This is a genomic window from Paraburkholderia madseniana (genome assembly GCF_009690905.1).
Taxonomy (GTDB): domain Bacteria; phylum Pseudomonadota; class Gammaproteobacteria; order Burkholderiales; family Burkholderiaceae; genus Paraburkholderia; species Paraburkholderia madseniana.
In genome coordinates, this window is record NZ_VOSW01000003.1 from 1 (window position 1) to 17,140 (window position 17,140).

16 protein-coding genes, 1 tRNA gene and 1 rRNA gene are annotated in these 17,140 nt (G+C 61.3%); 11 read left to right on the forward strand and 7 right to left on the reverse strand.

Annotation, left to right across the window (positions count from 1 at the left end):
- The first annotated feature begins 5 nt into the window (after window positions 1–5).
- Window positions 6–118 (forward strand): 5S ribosomal RNA (gene rrf, locus FSO04_RS02415).
- 196 nt (window positions 119–314) lie between these two features.
- Here rrf and FSO04_RS02420 read toward each other — a convergent pair.
- Both FSO04_RS02420 and FSO04_RS02425 read right to left on the reverse strand, forming a co-directional pair.
- Window positions 315–779 (reverse strand): hypothetical protein, encoded by a 465-nt coding sequence (locus FSO04_RS02420; RefSeq protein WP_154558180.1) that lies wholly within the window; start codon window positions 777–779, stop codon window positions 315–317.
- A gap of 399 nt (window positions 780–1,178) precedes the next feature.
- Window positions 1,179–2,024 carry a FadR/GntR family transcriptional regulator gene (locus FSO04_RS02425; RefSeq protein ID WP_154558181.1) on the reverse strand — a complete coding sequence of 282 codons (846 nt, stop codon included), beginning with the start codon at window positions 2,022–2,024 and terminating at the stop codon, window positions 1,179–1,181.
- A 273-nt stretch (window positions 2,025–2,297) separates the two neighbouring features.
- Here FSO04_RS02425 and FSO04_RS02430 point away from each other — a divergent pair, with 273 nt between their 5' ends.
- The 8 genes from FSO04_RS02430 to FSO04_RS02465 all read left to right on the forward strand — a co-directional run bounded on the left by FSO04_RS02430 (window position 2,298) and on the right by FSO04_RS02465 (window position 9,978).
- Window positions 2,298–3,506, forward strand: a complete 1,209-nt coding sequence (locus FSO04_RS02430; protein WP_154558182.1) for an ABC transporter substrate-binding protein — start codon at window positions 2,298–2,300, stop codon at window positions 3,504–3,506.
- Window positions 3,507–3,578: 72 nt separating this feature from the next.
- Window positions 3,579–4,439: a branched-chain amino acid ABC transporter permease gene (locus FSO04_RS02435; RefSeq protein ID WP_054036982.1), complete on the forward strand. Its 861-nt coding sequence runs from the start codon at window positions 3,579–3,581 to the stop codon at window positions 4,437–4,439.
- Window positions 4,436–5,515 carry a branched-chain amino acid ABC transporter permease gene (locus FSO04_RS02440; RefSeq protein WP_154558183.1) on the forward strand — a complete coding sequence of 360 codons (1,080 nt, stop codon included), beginning with the start codon at window positions 4,436–4,438 and terminating at the stop codon, window positions 5,513–5,515. The genes FSO04_RS02435 and FSO04_RS02440 overlap by 4 nt, the downstream gene beginning before the upstream one ends.
- Window positions 5,512–6,279: an ABC transporter ATP-binding protein gene (locus FSO04_RS02445; RefSeq protein ID WP_154558184.1), complete on the forward strand. Its 768-nt coding sequence runs from the start codon at window positions 5,512–5,514 to the stop codon at window positions 6,277–6,279. Before FSO04_RS02440 ends, FSO04_RS02445 begins: the two co-directional genes overlap by 4 nt.
- A complete protein-coding gene (locus FSO04_RS02450; protein ID WP_154558185.1) occupies window positions 6,276–6,977 on the forward strand; it encodes an ABC transporter ATP-binding protein in 702 nt (233 codons plus the stop codon). Before FSO04_RS02445 ends, FSO04_RS02450 begins: the two co-directional genes overlap by 4 nt.
- A 33-nt stretch (window positions 6,978–7,010) precedes the next feature.
- Complete coding sequence (locus FSO04_RS02455; RefSeq protein WP_154558186.1) at window positions 7,011–8,291, forward strand: Zn-dependent hydrolase; 1,281 nt, start codon at window positions 7,011–7,013, stop codon at window positions 8,289–8,291.
- On the forward strand, window positions 8,288–9,778 hold the full coding sequence (locus FSO04_RS02460) for a M81 family metallopeptidase (RefSeq protein WP_154558187.1): 1,491 nt from the start codon (window positions 8,288–8,290) through the stop codon (window positions 9,776–9,778). Before FSO04_RS02455 ends, FSO04_RS02460 begins: the two co-directional genes overlap by 4 nt.
- A gap of 123 nt (window positions 9,779–9,901) precedes the next feature.
- Window positions 9,902–9,978, forward strand: a tRNA-Val gene (locus FSO04_RS02465).
- A gap of 45 nt (window positions 9,979–10,023) precedes the next feature.
- Here FSO04_RS02465 and FSO04_RS02470 read toward each other — a convergent pair.
- Together FSO04_RS02470 and FSO04_RS02475 are read right to left on the reverse strand one after the other, a co-directional pair.
- Window positions 10,024–10,959, reverse strand: coding sequence for an amidohydrolase family protein (locus FSO04_RS02470; RefSeq protein WP_154558188.1), 936 nt, complete (start codon window positions 10,957–10,959; stop codon window positions 10,024–10,026).
- 2 nt (window positions 10,960–10,961) lie between these two features.
- The gene (locus FSO04_RS02475) at window positions 10,962–12,260 is read right to left on the reverse strand and encodes an MFS transporter (RefSeq protein WP_154558189.1); all 1,299 of its coding nucleotides are present in this window, start codon (window positions 12,258–12,260) and stop codon (window positions 10,962–10,964) included.
- Window positions 12,261–12,415: 155 nt separating this feature from the next.
- Here FSO04_RS02475 and FSO04_RS02480 point away from each other — a divergent pair, with 155 nt between their 5' ends.
- Complete coding sequence (locus tag FSO04_RS02480; RefSeq protein WP_154558190.1) at window positions 12,416–13,159, forward strand: GntR family transcriptional regulator; 744 nt, start codon at window positions 12,416–12,418, stop codon at window positions 13,157–13,159.
- 242 nt (window positions 13,160–13,401) lie between these two features.
- On the forward strand, window positions 13,402–14,712 hold the full coding sequence (locus tag FSO04_RS02485) for an MFS transporter (RefSeq protein WP_154558191.1): 1,311 nt from the start codon (window positions 13,402–13,404) through the stop codon (window positions 14,710–14,712).
- Window positions 14,713–14,718: 6 nt separating this feature from the next.
- Here the strand turns inward: FSO04_RS02485 and FSO04_RS48225 are convergent, their stop codons facing one another.
- Genes FSO04_RS48225 through mnmH form a run of 3 tightly spaced genes read right to left on the reverse strand, consistent with a single transcriptional unit; the run spans window position 14,719 to window position 17,009 of the window.
- Window positions 14,719–14,853 (reverse strand): hypothetical protein, encoded by a 135-nt coding sequence (locus FSO04_RS48225; RefSeq protein ID WP_266212432.1) that lies wholly within the window; start codon window positions 14,851–14,853, stop codon window positions 14,719–14,721.
- A gap of 3 nt (window positions 14,854–14,856) precedes the next feature.
- Entirely contained in the window at window positions 14,857–15,912 is a 1,056-nt protein-coding gene (locus FSO04_RS02490) for a permease (RefSeq protein WP_154558192.1), read from the reverse strand.
- A 29-nt stretch (window positions 15,913–15,941) separates the two neighbouring features.
- Window positions 15,942–17,009, reverse strand: a complete 1,068-nt coding sequence (gene mnmH, locus FSO04_RS02495) for a tRNA 2-selenouridine(34) synthase MnmH (protein ID WP_154558193.1) — start codon at window positions 17,007–17,009, stop codon at window positions 15,942–15,944.
- Window positions 17,010–17,140 lie beyond the last annotated feature (131 nt).

Genomic DNA, 17,140 nt, shown 5'->3' on the forward strand with positions numbered 1-17,140 from the left:
TCATGCCTGATGACCATAGCGAGTCGGTCCCACCCCTTCCCATCCCGAACAGGACCGTGAAACGACTCCACGCCGATGATAGTGCGGATTCCCGTGTGAAAGTAGGTAATCGTCAGGCTCCCCTGCAGCATCAGAAACCCCACCCCGCAAAGGTGGGGTTTCTGCGTTTACGGCGCAAAAACCAGCCATCTGAAAACATCGCCACCGTGAGACCCTGTCCGGTGCGGCTCCTGTTCTACCGGCGTGACTCCTATCAGTAACGCCGCAAAATCGCCGACGCTAGTTCCCCCGCCGTCCTGCATCATCCCATCCGTTTAAGCCCTTTTCCGCACCGGCGTCTGATACGACAAGCCTGCGGTGAAGCGGTCAAGTCGTTCACTGGCGTCGGTGATCGCCCAAAGGGGTGCGCTGTGCAGTTGCCGATCGTAGTTCGATGCGATTTCGGCGAAAAGCGCGAACCCTGCGCTGTCCAATCTCCACTCGCCGGTCTCACGGCCGGCATCGAAAGCCGCCGACACCGCTCTCTCCGCCGCGCCGATCTGCTCGCCCGTCGTCGAGCCAAAACCCGATTCAGCCAGAAAACCCATCAACAGCATGACCTGCGTGAGCGTTTGCGCATCGCTCGTGCTGCCGGCACCCCGGCGCAAGGCGTCGAGCGCCAGATGCACGCGCAGGGCAAGGTCGTCGGCGACCTGCCGTGCGATTGGCAGCAGCATGGCTTTGTCATGCCGAGCACGTGCAGCGCCAGTTCTGCGGGAAAACGGAATAGGTTGTGCCATGACGGTCCAGTGTTATGCCTGTGCAGATGCAATAACGGCGCGGGCGGTAAAAGGTTGAGCCCTTATTACGCGGCTAACACGCCCCAATTTGGCCGTCGAAAGCGGTGGGATGGCGGTCCTAAGCCAATCGGCATAGATTGACCGGTACACCCGAACTTTCATCTCGATTGCACGGGTGTTTCGATTCCCCTCGTTTTGTCGCAGTGTCGAATCGAACAGTCTCTTGAACACCCGGTCCCGCATCATGGCGACCGGATACACCAGGCCCTGCCTGGTCGTTGTGCCCGGCGGTTTGGTCGACCGTGGACACACTGTTAGTACACTTCAGACCTAGGCAAGCAGCCCACATTCCGCTGCAAGCGCCGCGCAATCCAGCCCGCGGCACCTGTCAAATCGGCTTCACTCCTGATCCGGCTCATCAGCCGGCGCCACACTACGCGCCCTCACGCGTCGGCGAATCTCCGAATCGAGAATCAGCCGGCCACGCAACTTGCCCTTCATCCGCTTCACATAGCGTGGCGCTTCGGTCATGTGGACCACCATCAGCTCGCGCACCTTTTCCACGTCACGTTCACGCGCCGCTTTCGTGATCGCTTTGTGAATCTTCACGTTGGCGAGACCAAAACGTTCATGTTCGACCTGCGGCGTGTCGTTACGAAACTCGATCAATTGTCGGATCATTTCGTTGATCAACTCGCAACTGAACCGCAGGAATGGATTGGGATTCGCCGCCGCGAGGATGTCGTGAAAGTTGACGTCTTCCTGACGTTGTCGAACGATGTCCTGTCCGCCATGTGACGAAGCCGGCCGGTCGCAGCACGCAATGCTTGCTTCGAGCGCCTCGAAGTCCTGCTCCGTCAGATGCGGCACCGCACCCGCCGCCAGCTCCGGCTCCAGCAATTTACGCACGGTGTAAATATCGTCGATCGATACATCCTTGAAGAACAGGTAGTTCTGCAAGAGCTGTAGTGTGCGATCGAGCGGCACTTCAACCACCATGCCGCCGCCGCTAGGGCCCGTGGTCACCTTGATGAGACCTTGCACCTCGAGCGACTTCAGCGCCTCGCGAATCGTGCTTTTGCTCACCGAAAAGAGCTGCTGCAATTCCACCTCACGCGGCAGGCGGTCACCCGGTTTCAGGTCTTTCTCAGTGATGAGCCGCTTGATCTCCTCGGCGACCAGATCGCCGCGCTTTTGCTGCTTGATCTCAATCGCGGCGCCAGCCTTGGCGCGGTCGATGGCCATTTCCGTTACTCCCAGTTTTGTCCTGCATGCTTTCGACGGGCCGCCGGGCCTGCCATGGCACGGAAAGCCGTGCCGCTGCCGCCAGGAATTTTGCCTTATTGACACTCGAATTTATTGTACCTACGATCGAGTCCAACCTATTTATCATGATAAATAGAACAAAGCCGGTGTGGTGGAAAACTTCTCGGCGACCAGCAGGCTTTCGTCGTCGCCCGCGCAGTCTTTCAGTTTCGCAGTCGGTCAGTGCGTGTCTCTTTCATAAGGAGCGTCATTTTGAATCGCCGAAATATGTTGAAGCTGGCCGCGCTGTCGGCCGTTCCGGGGACGTTGGGCTCGCTGGTCGCGCGTAGCGCGTTCGCGCAGGCCGGGACCTTGCAGTTCGCCTGTCCGGTGCCGATGTCGGGCCCGTTCGCGGCGAACGGCAAGTATGCCGACCTCGGCATGAAGCTCGCTATCGAGCAGTACGGCAAGGTACTCGGTCAACCGCTCGCGTACACGGTGCTCGATACGGAAGGCAAGCCCGCGACGGCAGTGCGCCGCGTGCAGGAAATCGCGCAGCAGAAGAATGCACGTTTCTTCGCGGGCGGTATTTTGTCCTCCGAAGCTTTGGCGATGGGCAAGGAAGTGCAGAAGGCCGACGGCATCTTTATCACCACGGCGGGCGCGGACGAAATCACTGGAAAAGACTGCAACGACGCGACTTTTCGCTGGTCCGTGCCGACCTACGGCGCGATCGAACAGACCGTGCGCCCGCTGATCCAAATGTTGCCGAAAGCAAAACGCTGGTACACCATCACACCGCAATACGTATTCGGCGACGGTTTGCTATCGGCAGCCAAGGCGATTTTCAAGGAGAAGGGCATTGAGCACGTGGGCAATAGCTACCACTCGCTCAACGAGAAGGAATTCAGCGGCTATCTGACGAATGCAGTCGCCGCGAAGCCCGACGTCCTGCTGATTCTCAACTTCGGTTCGCAATCGTCCGACACGTTGCGCCAGGCCGTGAGCTTCGGCATGAAGAACAATTGCACGATTCTGCTCGCGTGGGCTTCCGGGCTGGAGCAGTTCGAATCGCTCGGTGCGGACTTGTGCGAAGGCGTCTATTTTGGCGCACAGTATTGGCACGACATCGACTCGCCGCTCAATCGCGATCTCGTCAAGCGCAGCAATGCCGCGTTCAAAGCCAATCCGAACTACAGCCTCGCGGGTTCTTATATCTGCACAAAGATCTTGCTCGACGGCATTGTGAAAGCAGGCACAGTCGATCCGAAGAAAGTGGTCGCGACGCTCGAGGGGATGAAATACGACGGCTTGACCGGTCCGGAGGAGGTCCGCAAGGGCGACCATCAGGTGCTGAAGAACTACTATCTGTTGAAGGGCAAGGCGAAGAACAAGATGAAAAACGCCGACGACTACGCGGATATCGTGAGTTCCGGCCAGTCGTTCCTCCCGCTCGACAAGACCGGCTGCAAGATGGCTTGATGCATCCGTGCCGCAAGCAACGCGGCAAGCTCGTTGGCAGCACCCCATCGCTACACCCTTTAGACGGACGCCATGAACGTTTATCTCCTGCAGATCGTCAACGGTATCGGAGTGGGAATGTTGTATTTCCTGCTCGCGGTTGGGTTGTCGATCGTGTTCGGCCTGCTGCGTTTCGTGAATTTCGCGCACGGCGCGTTCTATCTGCTCGGCGCGTACTTTTGCTATCAGGCGATGCAGTGGTCGATGAATTTCTGGACCGCGCTCGTCGTCGTGCCGATCGTCGTCGGCGCGCTTGCGTGGATCGTCGAGAAGCTGATTCTGCGGCACGTCTACGCGCAACAGCATGAGTTTCATATTCTCGTGACGGTCGGTCTCGCCCTCGTCGTGCAGGAATGCGCGATCCTGATCTGGGGGCCGCTCGGCGACAACGTGCCGGTTCCCGACATGTTGAACGGCGTCGTGATCTGGGGCAGTTTCGTGTACCCGAAATACCGCCTGTTTGTGATTGGCTTCACGGCTGTGCTGGCTGCGCTGTTGTGGTGGGTGCTGGAGGGTACACGGCTCGGTAGCGCGGTGCGCGCCGGCAGTGAATCGACGGAGATGGTGTCGCTGCTTGGCATCAACGTGATGCGCGTTTTCAGCCTGGTGTTCGCGCTGGGCGCCGCCACTGCCGCTTTGGCCGGTGTGCTCGCCGCGCCGATTCGCGGTGTCGATCCGTTCATGGGCATCGAGGCGCTCAGCGTCGCGTTCGTGGTGGTGGTAGTCGGTGGAATGGGCAACTTTCTGGGCGCGCTGGTTGGCGGGTTGCTGGTCGGCATCGTGCAGAGCGTGATGAGTACGTTGTGGCCGGAAGGTGCACGCCTGATGATCTATGTTGCGATGGCCGCAGTGCTGCTGCTACGGCCGAACGGCTTGCTCGGGAGAGCGGCATGATCGATACCTCGAAACCTGGTGTTCATGACACTTCTTCCCGGCCGGCTCAACGCAGCTTGAAGCACGCATTGCACCGCTATCGCTTCCTGTTGCTTGCGTTGCTGGTCGTGTGTGTATTGCCGCTGACGCTGCGTTCCGGATCGTTAGCCACGGAAGTACTGGTGTTCGCGCTCGCCGCACTCGGTTGCAATCTGCTGCTCGGCCATACGGGTTTGCTCTCCTTCGGGCAGGGCATCTTCTTCGGACTCGGCAGTTATTGCGCGGGCCTCGTTCTTACCAAAACGGGCATGCCGATACCCGTGGCGCTGCTTGCCGCAATCGTGATTGGCGCGGCTGCCGCTGCGCTGGTCGGCTGGTTTTCGATTCGCCAACGCGGTACGTACTTCGTGATGTTGACGCTCGCGTTCGGGCAACTGTTCTACTTCCTCGCCTACACCACGCCCGATCTGACCGGAGGTGACAACGGTCTGCTCGACATCCCACGCCCGGCCCTGGGATTGTTCGGCAAAGTACTCGTGCCGTTGACTTCGCCGTGGCAGTACTACGCTTTCGTCGCCGTGCTGTTCCTCGTGGTGTTCTGGTTGCTGATGCGTGTCTCGCACTCGGTGTTCGGCCGCACGTTGCTGGCGATTCGCGACAACGAGGCACGCGCAGCCGCGGTTGGCTATGACGTCAAGCGCTTCAAGCTCATGGCGTTCGTGATCTCCGGCGCGGTGACGGGCCTCGCTGGAGCGTTGCACGCGTTGATGACCGGCATCGCGCCGCTGTCCAACATCGATTACCACACGAGCGAGATGATTCTCGTGATGACAGTGATCGGTGGCACGGGCAATCTGTTCGCATCGGTGCTGGGCGCGGCGTTCTATGTGCTGTTCGCCGACTGGTTGTCCACGCTATGGCCGCGCTGGCTGTTGCTGCTCGGTATCGTGCTGATCGCCGTTAGCCTTTTCATGCAGCGTGGGATATGGGGTTTGGGCGAACGAATCTGGCAGGCACTGCGGCGTAACTCATCCACAGACGCTGACAACGATACAGGCAACAGCGCAGGCAACCACGCAACCAGGGAGCGCGTATGAGCGAAGCGATTCTGCAAGCGAGCGGCGTGGTGAAGCGGTATGGCAAATTCACGGCGCTCTCCGAAGTCAATCTGCGCGTCTTGCCACGTACCGTGCACTCGGTGATCGGTCCGAACGGCGCAGGCAAGACGACGCTGTTTCACGTGTTGACGGGCACGTTGCCTATCACCGACGGGAAGATCATCTTCGACGGTCATGACGTGACGCATGAACCCGACCATAAACGCGTGCGTCGCGGCGTCGCGCGTTCGTTTCAGGTGACGAGTCTGTTCGCCAATCTGAGTGTGCGCGAAAATCTGCGGCTCGCCGCGCAAGGTGTCGACGCGGTGCGTGCGTTGAACGCATGGACGCCGCCGCACGGTGCACTCACCCACGCGGACACCGTCGACAGTGTGCTTGAACGCCTCGCGTTGCAGCGCTTTAGCGAGGTGCCTGCGGGCGCGCTATCGCATGGTCAGCAGCGACGGCTTGAAGTCGGCATGGCGCTCGCAGCGCGGCCCAAGGCGATCTTTCTGGATGAGCCGACTTCCGGCATGGGCATCGACGACCTCGACGACATGAAGCAATTGATCCGCGGCCTGCGCGACGATTACACCGTCGTGCTGATCGAACACAACATGGGCATCGTGATGGACATCTCCGACACGATCACCGTCATGCAGCAAGGGCGCGTGCTGGTGGAAGGGCGCCCGGACGACATTCGCGGCGACGAGCGCGTGCGCAGCGCCTATCTCGGCAACATGATCACCGGAGGCCGCGCATGATTCTCGACGTGCAACAGATTCACGGCTTCTACGGCAAGAGTCACATCCTGCAAGGCGTGTCCCTGCAAATCAATGATGGTGAGACGGTCACGCTGTTAGGCCGTAACGGCGCAGGTAAGTCGACCACGCTCAAGGCCATTGCCGGCGTCGTCGCACCACAGCGCGGTACGGTGACATTCAATGGCGTTGCCATCAACGGCATGCCGCCGCACAAGATCGCTTCGCGCGGCGTGTGCTTCGTGCCCGAACATCGCGGCGTCTTTCGTCTGCTGACCGTCGAAGAAAACCTGCGGCTCGGCGCGCGCAAGGATTCGCCGTGGCAACTCGACGACATCTACCGCATTTTCCCGCGCCTGAAAGAGCGGCGCACGAACGGTGGTGCGCAACTCTCCGGCGGCGAACAGCAGATGCTCGCAATCGGTCGTGCGTTGATGAATCATCCGCGATTGTTAATGCTCGACGAACCGGTTGAAGGTCTCGCGCCGGTGATCGTCGAAGAGATCGTCGCGCAACTCAAGTTGATCCGTGAAGCGGGCGTGGCGATTCTGCTGGTTGAGCAGAATCTGGAAGTCTGCACACAACTCGCGGATCGCCATTACATCATCGAACAAGGCGTGATCGTCTACGAAGGTGACAACGCTTCCTTCGCCGCCGACGATTCGATCAAGGACCGTTATCTGGGCGTGGGCGTCGTCTGACGCCCACGCTGTCTTCATTACGAGGAAGCATCGATGCAAGTTCATGAATCAACAACCGTCGCGACGCTCGCTGATCTGCGTGTCGACGGCGCACGGCTCTGGGACAGTCTCATGCAACTCGCGCAAATCGGCGCGACGAATAAGGGCGGTGTGTGCCGGCTCGCGTTGACTGACCTGGACCGCAAGGCGCGCGACCTCTTTATCGCGTGGGCGAAAGAGATTGGGTGCAGCGTGCGGATCGACGCGATCGGTAATATCTTCGCGCGGCGTGCGGGTTTGCGCGATGACCTGCCCCCGGTGATGACCGGCAGCCACATCGATACGCAGCCCACGGGCGGCAAGTTCGACGGCAATTACGGTGTGCTGGCTGGTCTTGAAGTGTTGCGCACATTGGCCGATGCCAACGTGCGGACGCTCGCGCCGCTGGAAGTCGCGGTGTGGACCAATGAGGAGGGCTCGCGTTTCGTGCCGGTGATGATGGGTTCAGGCGTGTTCGCCGGTGCGTTCACGTTGGAGCATGCACTCGAACAACGCGATCGCGAGGGCATCTCGGTGCGCGACGCACTTGCATCAATCGGTTACGCAGGCGAAAGCGGGAAGCCTCATGCGGTCGGCGCGTATTTCGAAGCGCATATCGAACAAGGGCCGGTGCTGGAGGCGCATGACACGACGATCGGCGTCGTACAGGGTGCGCTAGGTCAGCGCTGGTACGACGTGACTGTGCACGGCATGGAAGCGCACGCCGGGCCTACACCGATGGAACTGCGTCGCGACGCATTGCTCGTCGCAGCGGATCTGATTCACGCGGTGAATCGCATTGCTCTCGATCACGCGCCGCACGGACGCGGCACGGTCGGCTGGCTCGACGTGCATCCGAATTCGCGCAACGTGATCCCAGGCCGCGTAACCTTAACGGTCGATCTGCGTGCCGCTGACGATGCCTCGCTTACTGAGATGGATGCCGCACTACGCGCTGCCTGCTCGACTGCGGGTGAGAGGGCCGGCATCACGGTCGACGTCGAACAAGTGGTGTATTTTCCGCCCCAACCGTTCGCGGCGGACCTGGTCGCCGCGGTTCAGCAAGGTGCGGACACGCTCGGTTTTTCGTCGATGGACGTCATCAGCGGCGCTGGTCACGACGCCGTCTATCTCGCACGTGTCGCACCCGCAGCGATGATCTTCGTACCGTGCAAGGACGGCATCAGCCACAACGAAATCGAAGACGCACGCGCGGACCATCTGGAAGCCGGCTGCAACGTGCTGTTGCAGGCGATGCTGAACGCCGCGCAAGTGGCGGGGGGCACGGAAGCATGAAAGTCCTGATTGCAAGGATGAACCACGAGACCAACACGTTCTCGCCAGTGGCCACGCCGCTTGCAGCGTTCGGCCGCAATGGCCCGAGCTACGGCGAAGACGCGCTCAACGACAACAAGGGCATGCAGACGGCAATGGCCGCGTTCATCGATGCAGCCGAGCGCGAGCATGCTGGAATCGTGACGCCCATTTCCGCATCGGCGAATCCGAGCGGACCCGTCGAAGCCGCCGCGTACGACGCGATCTGCGATGCAATCGTTGCGGCCACAACGGGCTGCGATGCCGTGATGCTCGACCTGCACGGTGCGATGGTCGCCGAGAATACGAACGACGGTGAAGGCGATCTGCTCGAACGCGTGCGCGCCGCGCTGCCCGATGCGCCGATTGCTGTCGCACTCGATCTGCATGGCAACGTCACGCAGAAGATGATCGACAACGCCGACGTGATCGTCAGTTTCAAAACCTATCCGCACGTCGATATGTACGAGACCGGCGCGCATGCGGCGCGTCTGCTGTTCGATCTGGTCCACGGCAAGGCGAAGCCGGTGATCGCATGGCGCCAGCCGCCGCTGCTCACGCATACGCTGCGCAGCGCGACGGCCGAAGGCGCGATGAAGCGCGCGGTAGCCGCCGCGCGCGCGGCAGAGGCCGATGGCATGCTTGCTGTGTCGGTGCTGTCCGGCTTCTCGCTCGCTGATATCGAGGCGCCGTGTATCAGCGTCGTGGTGGTGGCGAACGGCGAGCGTGCGCAGGCGGAAGCTATTGCGGAGCGCATCGCGCGACAGATCTGGAACGAGCGCGAGGATTTCGTTTATCGCAGCGGGCCGCTGGCGGAGTCGGTCGCACAGGCCGCAGCGCTCGCGCAGGGCGCGGACAAACCCGTGCTATTGCTCGATCACGGCGACAACTGCATGTCGGGCGGCACGTGCGACACGATGGACCTGCTGGAGGAGGCGCTTAAGCAGAAGCTCGAAGGGGTCGTAAGCGGTCCGTTATGCGATCCGCAGGCCGTCGCGGCGCTGATGGCGGCGGGCGTCGGCAGCACGGTGACGGTGACGATCGGCAACAAGGTCGCAAGCAGCGCGGTGACGTCGCAGCCGCCGGTCGCCGTGACCGGTGTAGTGCGTGCGCTGACCGATGGCGAATACGTGATCAGCGGCCCGACCTACACAGGCCAGCGCGCGTTCATGGGGCGCGCGGCGGTGCTCGACACCGGCACGGTCAAGCTCGTGATGACCGAGCGCACGCATGAACCCTGGGACCTCGGCGTATTCGAGAGCGTCGGCATCGATCCGCGCCGCGCGCGTTTCCTGTTGCTCAAATCACGCATGTACTGCCGGCCGGTTTTTGTGCCGATCGCCGCCGGCCTGGTGGAGTGCGATAGCCGCGGTGTGACGAGTTCGGATTACGGGCTGTTCAAGTTCGAGCACGTGAAGCGGCCAGTTTTTCCGCTGGACGTGCAGACCGAGTGGATGTCGACGAACTGAAGCGGGTTGAACAACGAACCGCGTACGAATTACCGAACGAACCGGCGGACGCTCGTCCGCGAACATACTTGCCGCGCAGGGCTTGTGCGACGCGCCCGGAGTCTCTATAATTCGCGCCTCTAAAGGCTCGTAGCTCAGTTGGTTAGAGCACCACCTTGACATGGTGGGGGTCGTTGGTTCGAATCCAATCGAGCCTACCAACGCATATGTGACGTAGACGAAAGCGGCTCCGCTTTCGTCTACTGTCATGTTCTCGCATCACATCGGCGCACATCGTCATCGTGCGGCTGTCCTGTCAGTTTCTCCCCTTCGTATTGCCTGTATTTCGCCACAGCCTGATTCGTTCGCTGTTCGAATCCGTAGAACAACGCAGGGGTCGTGCATAGAATCGTGTCGACCATCGCTGCGTCCAGGCCGAGTTCCAATAGCGTCGATAACGACTGGCCGTAGTTCATCACCTGTTCGTACTGCGTATGGGGCCAGTCGCTTCCCCACATCAGCCGCTCAGCACCGAAGTGTTCGACAAGCTGGCTCGTCGCCTCATGCACAAAGGCAGAACCGGGAACCGCACATCGGTAGGCGCCCGAGACCTTGACCCACACGCGGCCGGTTCCGCCATAACCGAGCAAGGTCTTGAAGCCGGGATCGTGAATTCCTTTCTCAGGGTCGGGGCGTCCGAAATGATCGACGACCACGGGTACGCCGGCTTCCAGCAACCGGTCGAGCATCGGTGCCAGGTCCTGCGCATTCCGGTGTAGTTCGATGTGCCAACCCAGTCTTGACAATCGTTCGAGCAACGGCGTCCATGATTTCTCTCCCAGATCCGGCAATGCCTGCTCGATCAGATTGAGCCGTATGCCGGTTATGCCTCGACCATGCAGCTCGGCTAGCGCTTCCTCTGAAGCATCGGGCGCAACCACCGCTACGCCCCTTAAGCGATGCGTGTCTTGCGATAGTGCTTGCAGCAGGTAGCGATTGTCCGTCCCGAGAAAGCTCGGTTGCACGAGAACCGCGCGCCCGATGTCGTGCGCGTTCAGCAGTTGCAAATAGGTGTCGAGCGTGGCGTCGTAGCCAGGCGCGTAGCGCCGGCTATCCGTGAGCGGCAAGCCTCTCTCGAAGACGTGCGCGTGGGTGTCCACGCGGCAGGGGTTGGACTGAGCGAGGGATACGGGAGCACTCATGGTCAGCCCCGCGGCGGGTCCAGGGTCAATCGCGCGTTGTCGACGGCATCGGGCGTCGATTCGGGCACCACGCCACGCAGACGTTTGCCGCGCGTCTCGGGGAGCAGCAACACAGCGATCATCGCGAGGCCGTAAGCAATGGCCGCGTCGATTCCGATTGCCATACCGAGCGACATCGAATGACTCATGTAGCCAACGAGCACAGGGAAGCCCGCCGAAGCGATTCGTCCGAAGTTGTAGCAGAATCCGACGCCTGTGCCGCGCATGTCAGCCGGATACAGTTCGTTGAAAAGCGGGCCGAGGCTCGCTGGGATGCCCGCGGCGAACAAGCCGAGTGGGAAGCCCAGCACGAGCATTTGCGTGTTGGTCAGCGGCAGCATCACGTAAGCGAGAACCGTCACGATGCAGCAGAACGCGAAGAGGGCGACGTTGCGCCGGCGGCCAATGCGGTCGAGCAGATAAGCACTCGCCATGCAGCCGCACCAGAAGGCCACGATGACGACCGCCAGATAGCCACCGGTGTTCAGAACCGACAGGTGCCGTTCTTTGGCGAGGAAGGTGGGCAGCCATGTCATGATCGCGTAGTACCCACCGTGAGCGCCGGTGCCCAGCACGGCGCCGATCACGGTGGTCCGGAGCACGCGCGGCTGGAAGACCTGGGTTATCTGCCCGAGCACCGAGACCTTGGGAGCAGCGCTTGCCGGCGCGACGCGTGCCGGTTCCTTCAGATTGCGCCGCACGAATAGAACCAGGCCGGCCGGCACGAGGCCGACGGCGAACATCACGCGCCATGCGGTGTCCGAGGGTAACCAGGAGAACGCCGCGGCATACACGAGCACGGCCGCACCCCAGCCGACCGCCCAGGCGCTTTGCACGGCACCCATCGCCTTGCCGCGGTGTTCGGTACGAATGGTTTCCGCCATCAGTACCGCACCTGCCGCCCACTCGCCGCCGAATCCAAATCCTTGCAGCGCCTTGAGAACCAGGAGTTGCGGGAAGTTCTGGGCGAACGCGCAGAGAAAGGTGAAGCCGGCGAACCAGAGGATCGTTATTTGCAACGTCCGAACGCGTCCGATGCGGTCCGACAACGCGCCTGCGATCCAGCCGCCGAGTGCCGAAGATATCAACGTCACGCTGCTGATCGCGCCGGCCTGCGTATGGTCGATGCCGTACGCGGCAATGATCGCGGGGATGGCCAGGGTGAACATCTGCACATCGAGCGCGTCGAGCCCCCAACCCGCAAAGCACCCCCAGAAGGTGTTGCGTTCAAGGGGCGTGCCTTGCTTGTACCACGTGAACATAGCCGTCTCCGTCGTGCTTATCATGTAGTCATATATATGACTACATGAATGGTGGTCGCAAAGCCGCGAAAAGTCATTGAGTATTAACCCTTGCTCACGTCGCCGCCGCGGGATGTTGTACAGTAGTTACTCCTCTGAACAACTATATGAATGCTATGGAAGCAACCTCTTTCGTGACCAAGCCGGATGGTCGGTTGCCCCGTTATCAGCAATTGCGTGACGACCTGGTTGGCCGGATTGCTGCAGGTGAGTGGGCCCTGGAGGAGCCCATCGCCACGGAGGCGGAGTTGGGGCAGTTCTATAACGTCTCCACTGGCACGGTTCGTAAAGCGATTGATCTGCTCGTTGTCGACGGCGTGCTCACGCGCAGCCAGGGCAAGGGCACATTTATCCGCCGGCCCCGTTTCGATTCGTCGCTGTTTCGCTTCTTCCGTTTCAAGTCGCGCGACGGCGAGCCGGTGCGGCCGACCGCGCGCGTGCTCAGGCGCGAGATCGTGAAACCCGGCGAAGAAATTCGCTCTACTTTGGGCATGAAAGCCTCCGAGAAAGCGATCCACCTTTCGCGTGTGCGCCTGATCGAAGGCCAGGCGGTTCTGTCTGAAGAAATCTGGTTGCCGCGCGCGCGTTTCGAACCCTTGGCCACGTTGCCGCTCGGCGATTTCGAGGACTTGCTGTATCCGTTGTATGAGCGTCTTTGCCGGCAGATCGTGGCGTCCGCTACGGAAATCTTAAGAGTAGAACAAGCCACATCCGACGATGCCTCGCTTCTCGATGTAGCGGTCGGCAGCCCTGTCATCCAGGTCCAGCGTGTCGCGTCGGACTTCGCGGGCACGCCGTTCGAATGGCGCAGCACGCGCGGCGCCGCCGCGACGTTTCAGTACCAGGTGGAAATCCGCTGAGTCGGCGGCCCGCTGGAATACAGCGGAGCTGATCCGCCTCAACCTCACCCCGCTTTTTGAACGCAGCGCCGCCAGGACCGCTGGGGCCGCATGCGCCTATTCGGGTATCACCTCATGGTGTCCGATGCCAGTTCATATAAACATATATATGACTACATCAATCTGGCCGTTTCCCTCGACGTAGCGGCTGCCATGCCGCGAGGCGAGTGTCGATGGCGGCCGGCGAGAAAACCGGAGCGGACATGTCTACGCAGGCAGGATTTGAGCAGCAGGTAATGAAGAAGATGGCGTGGCGGCTGATGCCGCTTCTGATCGTCATGTTTCTGATTTCGTTTATCGACCGCCAGAACGTCGGTTTCGCCAAGCTGGAGATGGTGCATGCTCTCGGCATGACGGAAGCGTCATACGGGCTGGGCGCCTCGCTGTTCTTCATCGGCTATCTCATCTTCGAGGTGCCCAGCACACTGGCGTTGCATCGCTTCGGCGCGCGGACCTGGCTCGCCCGCATCATGATGACCTGGGGCGTGGTCACGGTGCTGATGGCGTTCGCGCGTTCGCTGCCCGTCTTCTATTCCTTTCGCTTCGCACTGGGCGTTGCCGAAGCCGGTTTTTATCCCGGCGTCATCTACTACCTCACGCAGTGGTTCCCACAAAGCTATCGCACCAAGGTGCTGGGGTTCTTCACGCTGGGCAGTTCGCTCGCCAACATGCTGGGCTCGCTGGTCGGTGGTCTTCTGCTGACGTTGGGCGGCACATGGGGCTTCGCGGGTTGGCAGTGGGTGTTTATCGCCACCGGCATTCCCGCCATTCTGATTGCGTTCGTCGCGCTCAAATTCTTGCCGAATTCCGTGCAGGAAGCGCCGTTCCTTTCGCAGCAGGAGAAGGACGTCGTCATCGCCGCGCTCAAGCGGGAAGCGTCGGATGACGCCAAGGCGACGCGGCCATGGGGTGCCTTGCTCGATCCGAAGGTTCTCATGTTCGCGTTGACATACATGCTGATGTCGACGTCGTTGTACGGGGTGACCTACTGGATGCCGACGCTGCTGAAAAGCGATGGCGTGTCGTCGTCGCTGAACGGTGTGTTGAACATGATTCCGTGGGCGCTCGCGACACTGCTTCTGCTGTGGCTGCCCGGCAAGCTCAAGCGTGAGCGCGTCGTGTTGAAGGCGATGAGCGTGGTGGCCGGCATCGGCGTCGTTTGCTTTGCGTCGAGCCTCGTCCTGCCGACCCCGTCGTTGCGTTTCGCCGCGCTATGTCTGGGCGGGGCGTGTATCCCGTTGCTCTATCCGTGCTTCTGGTCGCTGCCCCCGCGGTTCTTCTCCGGCGCAAGAGCCGCAGCGAGCGTGGCGGCGATCAACGCGATCGGCAATCTCGGCGGCTTTGCCGGACAGAACCTGATGCCTTATGTCGGCAAGGTGGCGCACAGCCATGTCGCACCGATGCTGGTGCCGACGGCGTGTCTGTTCGCGTTGGGGATCGGCACGGCTTTGGCCGCGCTGATCGGCTCGCGTCGCAGGATGGCGCTCGAGTCGGCGACGATTCGTCCGACGTAGATCCCGTCAAGGACGGAGCAGATCGAAGCCGGCCAGCACGACGACCCCGCTTACCACGATCAGCGCTACCGAATGCTGTCCGAAGTAAAGAAGGGCCGCGGCTGACCAGCTAGTAGCTGCGAATGCTGCAATACGTTTCATGCTTTAAAACCCCAATGCAATAGCCAATAACCCGCTGACCACCCCGCAAACCACCACCGCCAGCGCCACGACCGTCAGCACGCGCCTGGGGAACGAGCGCCCAAGCATGGCCATCGACGGCACGCTGATCAGCGGCAGCGTCATCAGCAACGCGCCGGCCGGGCCTGCGGCCATGCCGAAGGAGAGCATGGCCTGAATGATCGGTACTTCGCCCGCGGTCGGAATCACGAACAAGGTTCCGGCGATCGCCAAAGCGACGATCCACAGCAGGCTGTTATCGATGCTGGGTCCGATGTGCGGGAACAGCCATGCTCGCGCTGCGCCGAGAATCAGCACCAGGACGATGTACTCAGGAATCAGCCGCAGCGTCATTGTTCCGAGGATTTTCACCCAGCGTGTGAACGCGGTGCCCGGATCGTCGGTGGTGACGAGTTGCGCCATGGCGTCGCGCGACGCTTCGGCTTCCTTCGGCGTGACCATGCGGTTCACCAGATAGCCGAGGCCGAACACCATCACGAGGCCGAGGGCGAGCCGCAAACCCATCCATTGCCAGCCGAGCACGAAGCCCATGAAGATCAGCGTGGCCGGGTTCAAAGCGGTATTGCCCAGCCAGAACGCGATCGCCGCGCCCGGTGCGGCCTGACGGGCGCGCAAGCCGGCCACGACCGGCGCCGCGCAGCACGTGCACATCATGCCCGGCAAGGACATCAGGCCGCCCTTCACCACGCTGCTGAAATCGGTCCGGCCGAGCGCGCGTGCGACCCACTGCGGCGGAATCAGCGCCTGTACCGCCGAGCCCAGCAGAAGGCCGAGCACCATGGCTTGCCAGATCGCCTTGCCGTAGGCCAGCGCGTAATCGATGGCCGCCTGCCACGAGGCCGCCGGTGCGCTCGACGCCGTGCCCATCAGGATCGACTTGCCGATGGAATGCTGACTCGCGCCGACGAACGCGCGGTTGTAGTACGGAAACCACTTCACATAGAAGAGGCCGACGACGGCGATCAGCAGGAACACGATCCAGCCAAGGGCGACGCGGGGCTGCCGAAGGGTTGATTGCATATTGGATGGTCTTGAACGTTAGTTTTTAGTCAGACGACAGCGAGCGCGCTGTTATCGAATTGGGCAAGCAGGGCTTTTGCCTGTTCAACGACATCGGCGTCGTTGGGCCGAAAATTCATTTGCAACGCCTGCGGCAACTGCACGAAATGCTGACGGCTGCTGCGCGCATACGCTGGATCATAGTGCCGTTCGATCAGCTCGCGAGCGAGCTCGGCCCGGCTATTTTCATCGACGAGGTGTTGCCAGCCCGTGACACGTTCGCGGCTATGCAAACCGATCATCTTCTGCAACTGCGCTTTCAACGATTCAGGATCGTCGAACAGATTTGCATAGTCATGCAGCAGGAACGCCGCACGGTCTTCGTGGCTCGATAACACTTCGACGCAGGCGCCCTGATGAAACGTGTCGAGGAGCGCGAGCGGCAGCGCAATCGAACCGATCCGCCGGCTCTCCGCTTCGACGAACACCGGCCGTTTGGGATCGAACGTGCGCAGGGCGCTCACCAGCAGCGTGTCGAAGCGCTTTTGCGACGGCTGCTCAATGCCTGCCCATGCGCCGAGCAGCGAGCCGCGATGGGCGGCCAGTGCTTCGAGGTCCAGCGTTTGCGCACCCGCCTGGCGCAGCGCTTCCAACAGGCGTGTCTTGCCGCTGCCGGTCGGGCCCACTAGTGCGATGTAATTGAATTTCTTCGGCAACGTCTCGAGGGTGTCCAGCGTTGCGCGCCGGTAGCCTTTATAGCCGCCGTCCAGCTGACGTGCCTGCCAGCCGATCATATTGAACAACGTCGTGACCGAACCCGAACGTTTCCCGCCGCGCCAGCAATAGATCAGCGGCCGCCAGTTGCGCGGCCGGTCGGCGAAGGTGGTTTCCAGGTGGTGCGCGATGTTGCGCGCAACCAGCGCCGCGCCGATCCGGGTGCCTTCGAATGGCGAGACCTGCTTGTAAGTCGTGCCGACCAGAACACGCTCTTCGTTGCTCAGCACAGGCGCGTTGAGCGCGCCGGGAATGTGGTCTTCGGCGAATTCTAAAGGCGTGCGCACGTCGATGATTTCATCGAAATCACCGGCTTGATCTAGGCTGACAAGTAGGTTTTTCAAGGGGTTACGGACGAAACGGACCGGCGGGAGAAGCGAAATTATCGCATGCGCCGTGAATGCCGGCTGGCGAGCCGTTCCGTTTCGCCTTCAAGCCATATGCCAGGCCATGCATCAGGCGAAATACGAAGCCA

Bases quoted from the DNA above. Each gene is read 5' to 3' on its own strand.
- FSO04_RS02420 (WP_154558180.1), bottom strand. From the start codon at position 779: ATGGCACAACCTATTCCGTTTTCCCGCAGAACTGGCGCTGCACGTGCT.
- FSO04_RS02425 (WP_154558181.1), bottom strand. From the start codon at position 2,024: ATGGCCATCGACCGCGCCAAGGCTGGCGCCGCGATTGAGATCAAGCAG.
- FSO04_RS02435 (WP_054036982.1), top strand. From the start codon at position 3,579: ATGAACGTTTATCTCCTGCAGATCGTCAACGGTATCGGAGTGGGAATG.
- FSO04_RS02440 (WP_154558183.1), top strand. From the start codon at position 4,436: ATGATCGATACCTCGAAACCTGGTGTTCATGACACTTCTTCCCGGCCG.
- FSO04_RS02445 (WP_154558184.1), top strand. From the start codon at position 5,512: ATGAGCGAAGCGATTCTGCAAGCGAGCGGCGTGGTGAAGCGGTATGGC.
- FSO04_RS02450 (WP_154558185.1), top strand. From the start codon at position 6,276: ATGATTCTCGACGTGCAACAGATTCACGGCTTCTACGGCAAGAGTCAC.
- FSO04_RS02455 (WP_154558186.1), top strand. From the start codon at position 7,011: ATGCAAGTTCATGAATCAACAACCGTCGCGACGCTCGCTGATCTGCGT.
- FSO04_RS02460 (WP_154558187.1), top strand. From the start codon at position 8,288: ATGAAAGTCCTGATTGCAAGGATGAACCACGAGACCAACACGTTCTCG.
- FSO04_RS02470 (WP_154558188.1), bottom strand. From the start codon at position 10,959: ATGAGTGCTCCCGTATCCCTCGCTCAGTCCAACCCCTGCCGCGTGGAC.
- FSO04_RS02475 (WP_154558189.1), bottom strand. From the start codon at position 12,260: ATGTTCACGTGGTACAAGCAAGGCACGCCCCTTGAACGCAACACCTTC.
- FSO04_RS02480 (WP_154558190.1), top strand. From the start codon at position 12,416: ATGGAAGCAACCTCTTTCGTGACCAAGCCGGATGGTCGGTTGCCCCGT.
- FSO04_RS02485 (WP_154558191.1), top strand. From the start codon at position 13,402: ATGTCTACGCAGGCAGGATTTGAGCAGCAGGTAATGAAGAAGATGGCG.
- FSO04_RS48225 (WP_266212432.1), bottom strand. From the start codon at position 14,853: ATGAAACGTATTGCAGCATTCGCAGCTACTAGCTGGTCAGCCGCGGCC.
- FSO04_RS02490 (WP_154558192.1), bottom strand. From the start codon at position 15,912: ATGCAATCAACCCTTCGGCAGCCCCGCGTCGCCCTTGGCTGGATCGTG.